Origin of the sequence: Bacillus sp. JJ1521, assembly GCF_036965165.1 — a bacterium.
GTDB lineage: Bacteria > Bacillota > Bacilli > Bacillales > Bacillaceae_L > Ferdinandcohnia.
The window spans coordinates 1-2685 of the sequence record NZ_JBALOX010000261.1; the positions used below are offsets into that span (position 1 = coordinate 1).

General features: G+C 32.1%; 1 protein-coding gene and 1 pseudogene. Both read left to right on the plus strand.

The window, feature by feature from the left end; genetic code table 11:
- Positions 1-9 precede the first annotated feature (9 nt).
- Positions 10-526, plus strand: a pseudogene (locus V7147_RS25330) (EAL domain-containing protein).
- A 266-nt stretch (positions 527-792) separates the two neighbouring features.
- Entirely contained in the window at positions 793-2493 is a 1701-nt protein-coding gene (locus V7147_RS24255; protein WP_335370361.1) for a methyl-accepting chemotaxis protein, read from the plus strand.
- Positions 2494-2685 lie beyond the last annotated feature (192 nt).

The window sequence follows — 2685 nt, forward strand, 5'->3', positions numbered from 1 at the left end:
CTTTATGAGTTGGACTTATTTTCAATCGAAAAGGCGATAGCAACATATTCATCGATTGGTTATACAAAAGAAGAAGGTAAACTTTTCCTTAATATTTTGCCTTCAACAATTCTTCATGATACATTTTTAGAATTCATTATGACCATCGTTAGAAAAAATTATCTTATTAATCAAGAAATCATTCTAGAAATTTCAGAATCTGAAATTGTGGAACAATATGAAACCTTTAGGGAGAGGATTTATCTTTTAAAAGAACTTGGATTCAGAATTGCAATTGATGATTATGGAAAAGGTTATTCCGATATCAAGAACATAGTGGAACTAGAACCCNNCATCATCTAGTAAAAAACAAGAACTTATAACTTTTATTATAAATTATTGTGAAAAGTATGGGTGCAATATTATTTTAGAAGGTATAGAAAGAAAAACTGACCTAGAAACAGCTTACAATTTGGGTGTACAGTACGCACAAGGATATCTATTAAGTAAACCTACGAAATTAAAAGCTAAAACACTAAAATATTGAATTAGGATAGCGTTCCTGTCTCTGATCAATATTAATATTAAATATGTGAAATTGGTGTAAGGCAGAGTCCCTGCTTCTTGCTAATAACACGTTTGGTCCATGTTAGACAGACATAGGATTGAAGGTGTTTTTTATTTTGTCTAAATTAACACATAATTCTGAAATGAAAACGTTATAGGAGAATTTTTTAGTAAAAAAATATGTCATTATTAGGGAAAAAGTAGAGAAATTAACTTAGAATAAAAAAATATAATATTGGGGTGTTAATGGTGAAATTTTTTGTAAACTTAAAATTAGGTACAAAAATCAATATATTAGTTATAGCTATTATTCTTACTTTGTCGGCTATTGTTGGTGCGGTTGTTAATTATCAAATCACAAAGGGGATTGAGGAATTCGCAATAGAAAAAGCAAGAGGTGACCTTAATCTATCCTTTAGATATCTAAATAGCGAATATCCAGGTGAATGGGAGTTAAAAGGGGATAAACTTTATAAAGGTTCAACTCTCATGAATGATAATTACGAAATTGTTGACGAAATTGGTGAAGACACAGGTGATACAGTCACAATTTTCTTAGAAGATACTCGAATATCTACCAATGTTATGTCTAATAATGAACGTGCCGTTGGTACAAAAGCATCAAAAGAAGTGGTGGAAACGGTTTTAAGAAATGGAAAAAAATATTACGGAGAGGCTAATGTAGCTGGCAAACTATATCAAACTGCATATATGCCTATATTAGATAAAAGTGATAATCCCATAGGCATGTTTTATGTAGGTGCTCCACAATCTATAATTGAAAAAATCTTAAAAAATTTTTTAGTAACATTCTTAATCGTTCTCGCTGTAGTAATTGTCCTTTCAACGCTAGTAGTCATTATGTTCTCATTAAAAATAAAGAAGAGGTTAAAATCCGTTTCAAACTCTCTTGAATTAGCAGGTAATGGCGATTTCACTGCTGAAATTCTGGATAACTCAGGTGATGAATTAGGAGATTTATCTAGGAGCTATAACCTCATGACTACGAATCTTAAAAATATGATGAATGAGGTCATAATAGCTTCAGAACAAGTGGCTTCTTCTTCTGAAGAATTAACTGCTAGTGCTGAACAAACGAGTAAAGCAACAGAAACAATTACAGAATCTATTCAGCAAGTTGCAAGTGGAGCAGAACATTCAACCGCAAGTGTACAAGAGAGTGCGAGTTCATTAGATGAAGTAGCAACACAGGTTCAATCAATTGCTGAAAATGCATCTTTCATTTCAGAAGTTAGTTCTCAAGCTACTCAAAAAGCAAAAGAAGGCGAGGAGTTTGTAGATAAAACCGTAAAACAAATTAACTCTATCAGCCTATCTGTAACTGAAAGTGGAGAAGTACTTAAATCATTAGATAAGCGTTCCAAAGAAATTGGTGATATATCTGGCGTAATTTCCGAAATAGCAGAACAAACGAATTTATTAGCACTTAATGCAGCTATTGAAGCAGCAAGAGCAGGAGAACATGGGAAAGGATTTGCTGTTGTTGCAGATGAAGTAAGAAAATTAGCAGAACAATCTCGCCAATCTTCTTCACAAATTTCGAAGTTAATCTTTGATATTCAACAAGATATGATTCAGTCAAATAAATCAATTGAACAAGTAACATACGATGTTAAAGATGGTTTAGATATTGTTCAAAAAACAGAAGAAAATTTTAATGAGATCCTTACTTATATGGAGAAGTTAGCTGACCAAATTAATGACATGGCAGCGACAACAGAAGAAGTAACAGCAAGTATTCAAGAAATATCTAGTACTGTAACTGAAATATCTCATGTTTCTAACGAAACATCCATGCATTCACAAAATGTCGCAGCATCTGCAGAAGAACAGCTTGCATCGATGGAGGATATATCAGCGTCTGCAAATGCCCTATCGACCCTTGCGGAAGAACTTCAGAATACGGTTAGTAGATTTAAGGTTTAATCATAAATTAGTACTTTGAAAAAGTCCTACTCAAATTAACTTGTGTTGAACCTAATATTATGATTATTGTAAAGTTTATAGAAAAAAATTTATAGTAGGATGGAAAAATTATAAAAAGGCATTGCAAATTTGGCATGCCTTTTTGTATTAGAGTTATTCTTTTCTTATTCACTTAAAGCACCCGTTACTTTA